General features: G+C 55.7%; 7 protein-coding genes. All 7 read right to left on the reverse strand.

Annotated features, from left to right (window positions below; genetic code table 11):
* Window positions 1–288: 288 nt before the first annotated feature.
* On the reverse strand, window positions 289–624 hold the full coding sequence (locus tag IEW63_RS07115; protein ID WP_188635908.1) for a type II toxin-antitoxin system RelE/ParE family toxin: 336 nt from the start codon (window positions 622–624) through the stop codon (window positions 289–291).
* Window positions 611–868, reverse strand: a complete 258-nt coding sequence (locus IEW63_RS07120; protein ID WP_090541284.1) for a type II toxin-antitoxin system ParD family antitoxin — start codon at window positions 866–868, stop codon at window positions 611–613. The genes IEW63_RS07115 and IEW63_RS07120 overlap by 14 nt, the downstream gene beginning before the upstream one ends.
* Window positions 869–977: 109 nt before the next feature.
* Window positions 978–2,255, reverse strand: coding sequence for a T6SS immunity protein Tli4 family protein (locus IEW63_RS07125; RefSeq protein ID WP_188635909.1), 1,278 nt, complete (start codon window positions 2,253–2,255; stop codon window positions 978–980).
* A 41-nt stretch (window positions 2,256–2,296) separates the two neighbouring features.
* The gene (locus IEW63_RS07130; protein WP_188635910.1) at window positions 2,297–3,616 is read right to left on the reverse strand and encodes a T6SS immunity protein Tli4 family protein; all 1,320 of its coding nucleotides are present in this window, start codon (window positions 3,614–3,616) and stop codon (window positions 2,297–2,299) included.
* 93 nt (window positions 3,617–3,709) lie between these two features.
* On the reverse strand, window positions 3,710–4,612 hold the full coding sequence (locus IEW63_RS07135) for a hypothetical protein (protein ID WP_188635911.1): 903 nt from the start codon (window positions 4,610–4,612) through the stop codon (window positions 3,710–3,712).
* Window positions 4,609–5,601 (reverse strand): DUF2515 family protein, encoded by a 993-nt coding sequence (locus IEW63_RS07140; RefSeq protein WP_229710374.1) that lies wholly within the window; start codon window positions 5,599–5,601, stop codon window positions 4,609–4,611. The genes IEW63_RS07135 and IEW63_RS07140 overlap by 4 nt, the downstream gene beginning before the upstream one ends.
* Window positions 5,598–7,260 (reverse strand): type VI secretion system tip protein TssI/VgrG (gene tssI / locus IEW63_RS07145; protein WP_188635912.1); only part of this gene is annotated, 1,663 nt, incomplete at its 5' end. The genes tssI and IEW63_RS07140, both read right to left, overlap by 4 nt.

A 7,260-nucleotide genomic window follows, 5' to 3' on the forward strand; every position in this document is an offset into this window, starting at 1 on the left:
CAGATGCTCATTGAGCCTGGGTTTAGCTTGGGTAGGCCGATAGTAATAACTGCGGCGGGACACACCGGCCCAGCGGCAGGCCTGCACCACCGTCACGACATCGCCTTGGGCAGCCATCTCGGTCATGACCTGCTGGATCACTCGTCGGTCGAGTCGAGATGGCGCTGCAACTTTTTTCGGAACTTGAGCTCCAGCATGGCCTCGCCATAGGCTTCCCTGAGTTCGCGCAGCCGGGTTTCATACTACTCGGCGATACCCTTGAAGAAGAAAAGGGGTCAGGCACAGTTTCTAGCGACTACCCAACAAAGCAATATTGCACCACCCTTCTGGGTCTTCTACCAACGCTATACTTGGTTCCTGATTGCGGAGAATGCGCACGATCAGCACCTCATGCTCATCAGCCCGGTAATAAATGGTATGACTGATATAAACACTCAGTCGATAGCCGGGCTTGATGTGATCAGCGGCTGGATAAAGGCTTGGCAGCTCTGCGATTTGCTCGAAACGTGCTTCCAGCCCTTCCGCATATTGCTCAGCCTGCCTCAACCCAAATCTCCTGACCCCATAGATGAAGATATTTTCGAAATCCTCATCGGCACTATTACTGAGCCTATAATTCGCCATCAGCCTTCAGCCTTTCCCTGGCTGCAGACAGGATGTCCCGGGGCGAGCGCTGACTCACTCCACTATGCTCCCCTTCATCCAATAACATGCGCAATTGCTCCAGGCCTGCGCTGCGCTCCTGATCCCGTCGGATCAGGTCACGGATGTACTCGCTATCATTGGTATAGTCACCGCTGCCGATTCGCATTTTCACCCAATCATTCTGCTGCTCAGTCAAGGTAATGGTTTTACGTACTACGGACATGGACCTGCCCTCCGCACCAATATTCATACTTCGAACATATAGCATGGAGTGCTGGAAAACCCAACCATCAGCGATGGCAGACACAGCATGAGGCTGTTTATCGCTCTTCTCACGGCTGACCTGCGCTTGCTTTGACCACCCCCGGCAAGGGCCGAAAAGTGTCCAGAATGTGTTTGAACTCGGCCTGAGCCTGCTCGAAGGGAGGGTATTCGCCGTCGATATCATGCACCTTCATCTCGAAGGACACCGGCGGTACAGCGCCGTGAGCGCCGGTCTCGGCGATCAGGTGATAGCTCTGCTGCGGCTGCCAGTCGGGGTTTTCCGGGTCGCGTCGTTGCGATTGGCTACCTACCAGACTGCCGGCCTGATAGCCGAAGGCGACATCCTGCGGGCCGAAGCTATCGATCCGTACCCGTGACGGATAGGGGTTGGGAACAAAGCGCATCAAGGCATGGGTCATCAGCTCACTGGACGCTGGTTGATCGATCCTATAGAGCAATGCCGGAGTGCTGCGCGGCCGCCATTGAAACCGGAAGTCAAAGGGCTCATTACCACTGTCAGCGATAAAGCCGAAGGGGATGCACACGCCGGGTTCGGTGGGGATTTCATGTTCCGCGCGGGCGCGGAAACGGGCCAGAAAATCCAGCGCGGCAGGCTCCAGGCGGGCCTGTTCGCTGCGTGGTTTGTTGTGTTGCATGCCGAACTGGAAGGTATAGATGCGCCCGTTTTCCCAGAGCTTGGCGGAAAAGTCGAAGGGGCCGCTGATCGCCAGGGCGTTGGGGCGATCGAGTTCTACAAAGTATTCTTGCTCGAACAGATCATCGGTAGGAAACTTGGCATCTTCGATCAGTAGCTCAGCAAGTTTTGCTTCCAGTTTGGCTGTGTCCCGGCCCTGTTCCTTGAAGTTCTCGATGGCTTCGGAAACCCACAAGATATCCGTGCTGACTTTGCCGATGTGCTGCATCTGGGCCCGTAATGCCAGTTCCTCTTCCAATAATCGGCGATGGTGCTCGTCTGGCTCATCATCTGATAATGCCGCTCTTTGCTCCCGAAGCTGGTCGATCTTTCCCTGAATGACACGCTCCTGCGCCTCCCCACGGCTGGGCTTGAAATAGGAAGTGTCGCGCTTCCAGTAATCAAGCGTGGCAAGCCGGCTGACGGCGATCTGCACCAGCACCTTCTCTTCATGCAGCGGGTCACGGCCATAGCTACCCCGCCAGATGGCCGGGGTGGGTTCGCTTCCCTTATAGAAGGCTGGTGGCTCAGCCTGCTGGTTATACCAGGCCAGATGCGCGGGCATGGAAAACTGTACACGGCCGAAGCATTGGGTTTGCCAGTTGGCTGGCAGCGTAGCATCGGCGCTGTCAGCCCAGACGTCTGGCGCCATCAACGATGGCAGACATAGCACGATCCTGCTTATCGCTCTCCTCACGGCTGACCCGCGCTTGCTTTGACCATCCCCGGCAAGGGCCGAAAAGTGTCCAGAATCTGTTTGAACTCGGCCTCGCCCTGCTCGAAGGGAGGGTATTCGCCGTCGATATCATGCACCTTCATCTCGAAGGACACCGGCGGCACAGCGCCGCGTGCGCCAGTCTCGGCGACCAGGTGATAGCTCTGCGGGGGTTGCCAGTCGGGGTTTTCCGGATCGCGTCGTTGGAAACGGGTACCGACCAGACTGCCGGCCTGATAGCCGAAAGCGACATCCTGCGGGCCGAAGCGGTTAATCTGCAGCAGGCTGGAATAAGCGTTTGGTATCAAACGCCGCATGGCCATGCTGAAAAGCTCACTGGACGCTGGCTGATCGATCCGATAGAGCAGTGCCGGGGTGCTGCGCGGGCGCCACTGGTACCCGAAGTCAAAGGGTTCATTGCCGCTGTCGGCGATAAAGCCGAAGGGTATGCACACGCCGGGTTCAGTGGGGATTTCATGTTCCGCGCGGGCGCGGAAACGGGCCAGAAAATCCAGCGCGGCAGGCTCCAGGCTGGCCTGTTCGCTGCGTGGTTTGTTGTGTTGCATGCCGAACTGGAAGGTGTAGATGCGCCCGTTTTCCCAGAGCTTGGCGGAAAAGTCGAAGGGGCCGCTGATCGCCAGGGCATTGGGGCGATTGAGCTCTACAAAGTATTCCTGTTCGAACAGATCATCGGTAGGAAACTTGGCGTCTTCGATCAGCAGTTCAGCAAGTTTGGCTTCCAGTTGGGCAGTGTCCCGGCCCTGTTCCTTGAAGTTCTCGATGGCTTCGGAAACCCACAGGATATCGGTGCTGACTTTGCCGATGTGCTGCTGAGCTTGCTCTAATGCTCTTTCTTCTTCACGGAGCTGAGAGTAAAGAGCATTTGCCTCCTCGCTTTGATCTGAAAGCAAAGCGACTTTTCGGGCCTTAATCTCATCAAGCTGTTTTTGGATGACCCGTTCTTGAGCCTCCCCGCGGCTGGGCTTGAAATAGGAAGTGTCGCGCTTCCAGTAATCAAGCGTGGCAAGGCGGCTGACGGCGATCTGCACCAGCACCTTCTCTTCATGCAGCGGATCACGGCCATAACTCCCCCGCCAGATTGCTGGGGTAGATTCGCTTCCCTTATAGAAGGCTGGTGGCTCAGCCTGCTGGTTATACCAGGCCAGGTGCGCGGGCATGGAAAACTGCACCCGGCCGAAGCATTGAGTCTGCCAGCCGGCTGGCAGGGCAACATCGGGGCTGTCGGCCCAGACGGCTGGTGCCATCAACGATAGCAGACACAGCACAGGCCTATTCATCGCTCTCCTCACGACCAGGCAGTCCCATAGACGCCTGTCGGCGTCGAGGCTCTCATGTTGTTGCCCCCTCCTGATTTGCCGGTGCTACCGAGGTTATTGGGGACTCACGTCCAAAGCCTTGATTGGCGGGTCTCGGTAAGATTCTTCTATTTCGATGCCTGCTGCACGGGCTTTTTCTTCTCTTGATTCACGACTCTGGCGGTACTGCTCGAGCAGACCGGGCAGTAGTTGTTGCCATTTATTTAATTGCTCTCCACTAAAATGCTGTCGCCAGTAGCTGCTTTCATCCATCAGTTTTATCTGAATTAAATAGGTACCTCTTTCTCCAGGCTCGGCTTGTGAGTCGCGGCGCTGGACTGACACATTTACATATGAATAAGCCTGATAAAATAACCAGCTATAGACACCACTGTATTGCATCCACTGCTCAATAGATGCTTCGTTTCTGGGGTCGAACCATGGATGAATAAGCGCATACTCCCCAAGAACATATTCTGCATCTTCTAACTTATGCGATTCGCTACCTGGGATGCGTGCAGCTGGGAATCGGTACATATGTTCCCAGCCACTGGACATCAACTGCCTCAAAATATCGTAAATGAAGTCCTTCTGTTCAGAATGAAGGCTGTCATCGGGCAACCCTTTTATCGTTAAGCTAATATCTCGTATTTCTGGTCCTCGTCGCTTATTGATAACGACATTTAGATCCGCCACATTCTGTATTTTAAGTAATGTATGGGCATCATCTTTTACCGTAACAGTGGGGAGACTGGGATATGAGAGCCTGTTAGTTACGGTGTGCCAACATATGTCCACAGGCGCGAGGCATTCAGTACTGAAAGTCGAGGGGTAATTTTCCAGTAGAGTATCAATTGATCCACCAAATAGAATTTCGATATTTTGGTTGCTTTGCATTACTCTTCCTTTTGGCGCAATCTCACCGGCTGAACCATATGCAGATAATGAAAATGCTAATAATATAATCAAGACTCTCATTCCGCATTACTCCACGAAGAGATAGTGCGGATGGTTCCTTCCATGTACTCCACATCTTCATGCATTAAAATATGGTATTTTTCCGCGATGGCTGTTATGAACTTCATCCGATCAGCAGTTTCATAGAGGTTCCCGTCCTTCATCTGCACACGCCGCTGTTCGTTGTCTATATCGCATGTTGTCGTAAAAGCAGCCACTCGCTTGGGAATTAATGGGAGGTCCTCTAGAGCAGCCTGGATATCTAAGGATTTGTTAAAAACCCATTCGTTATAGATAAGCGGTTGCAGAATTGTTATTTGCTCATGATTCGCAATCATCATTAATGATTGTAGCTGTAATGCGCGCCTCTCTTCGTAATCGCTGGATCTCTCAAAGGAGCGGGTATATTGAAAAGCTTTGGTGATATCTTCTGTCAGCCTTAAATTGTTCAGGACTGTTAGTGTTTCTTCTGCCCAAGGTAGCGATGCCATATTGGACTTCACTATTTCTACATAGGTAGAGGTGTCACGCTGGGGAGCACACTCATCAAACTGTTCTGGGTACTGAGCGTAAAACCAGTGCCAGACAAAAATATCCTGAAATAGCCAGAAATTACCTTTCCCCAGAGAGTCCTTGCTGACATGCGTAGCGGCTTTAGCGAGAGGGAACCATAGACTATCGGGAATGAAATCCAGTGCGCACTTGACCTGCTTGCTGGCAAAGGCGGCGAGGCCCATCCAGTAGAAACGTCCCTTATAGTCTGGATTGCACCCCTGTTCCGTCTCCAGATAGAAACGCGCGTAGGTCGCGGCGATCCGTGCGGCGCGAGCACTGAAATCGCCCACGAGATGTTGGCGTGGGACTCTTGTGAATAAACAACTGCGCTGAATACTGAGACGTCGAATCGCTTCCTGCTGACCAATTGACCATAGTTCGGCGCAGCTCAGAGTTATGTCCTGCACCGAGTCGGATGTGGTGTTAGTGTTCAGGACTGCGATGGCGTCGGTCATGGCGCTCTACTCTTCAGGTAATCGTTGGCAGAATCCGGTACCTCGAGCTCATCCCAGAGCAGGTGAACCTCTAGGTTTTCTGATTGGTCAGTAGCGACCCGGCTGGAACGGCCATCCGAATCTGAGCGAAATATTCGGGGAGCACTCTCGCCAGGTACAAGTATCGCAGCGGTCAGGCCTGGTATCGGCTTGTTGTGACAGGTGACGAATCGACATTGTTCGTCATACCTTTCCTGCGTCAGGTTGCTCAGCAGCGAACCATTGCGAGCCATGTCCACCAAGGCAGGAACGGCGGGCTGCAAAATACCCAGCCCCGAGCCCCGCCCTGCAGCACCGCCGGCATTGATCCGGATAATCGGCCCGTTGAGGGTGACGCCGCTGGGGTCCAGCTTGAGGAAACTTCCGCCGCCTCTGGCAGTGAGCTCCATACCGGCGTCGATGACGACCTTGTCGCCGGCGTGATAATGAATCTCCCGCCCTGCCTCGATGAACTGGCCCTGACCGAGCTTGATGTGCTGGTTGTGGGCGACGGTCAGGTGATCATCGGCCCTGATCTCGGTCTTGCGGTCGGCGTGGGTGGTGTGGTGCTCTTCGGCCAGGTTCTCGGTGTAGCGGTTGGCTTCGATGCGTTCATGGCGTTCGTTGCCGACGCGGATGGTCTGGTCGTGCTGAATGTTCTGGTCCCAGTCGCGCTGGGCGTGGATGAAGATCTGTTCCTCCCCGGCCCGGTCTTCGATGCGCAGTTCGTTGAAGCCGTTGCCGCCGGGGCTGCTCAGGCTCTTGAAGACGGTTCGGGTTTTATGCTCGGGCAGCTCGTAGGGCACCGGGTGGGCGCTGTTGTACAGGCAGCCGCTGACCAGGGGCTGGTCCGGGTCGCCTTCGAGGAAGCTGACCAGCACTTCCATGCCGATGCGCGGGATGGTGACGCTGCCCCAGTGGTTGCCGGCCCAGTTGCTGGCCACTCTTAACCAGCAGCTGGTGTTGGCGTCGGCCTGGCCTTCGCGGTCCCAGTGGAACTGGACCTTGATGCGGCCTTGTTCGTCGCAGTGGATTTCTTCGCCTGCGGGGCCGGTGACGGTGGCGGTTTGGGTGCCCAGGACTTTTGGCTTGGGGTGAGTGGGGGCTGGGCGGTGAGGGGTGGCCCAGGGGGTGGCGGTGAAGTGGTTGCGGTAGCCTTGGGTGAAGGTGGGGTCCTGTTGGCTTCGCTCCCCCTCTCCCCAGCCCATTACTCGCCCCTGCGGGGCTCGTCCTTCGGGCCAGCCTTCGGCTGTTCTGCGCTGCGCTTGTCCCGCGAGGGGAGAGGGGGTTTGGCCGTGCATGCTGAATACATTTGCGCCAGAAAAATCAGTGACTGACTCTTCCAGCACCTGTGGCTGTTTGCCTTCGTGGTGGAGTTCGGTGATCAGCCAGAGGTCGTTCCAGCTGGTTCTTGGGTGGCCTTGCAGTTCGAGGAAGTGGCCGCTGCGCAGGGTCGGCTGGTCGCTGTGGGCGGTGGCCTGGTGGTAGTCGCTGCGGTGGCGTTCCAGGGTGCGCTGGGCCAGTTGCTTGCCGCGGGTGCGGTCGGTGAAGCGGCCGGGGTAGTCGTAGTCTTCCAGGTCGGGCAGTTGTTCGGCCCGGGCCTGGCTTTCCAGCTGCAGGCGGGCCTTGTTGGGGTCGTAG

Source organism: Halopseudomonas pertucinogena, assembly GCF_014646575.1.
GTDB classification, from domain to species: Bacteria; Pseudomonadota; Gammaproteobacteria; order Pseudomonadales; family Pseudomonadaceae; genus Halopseudomonas; species Halopseudomonas pertucinogena.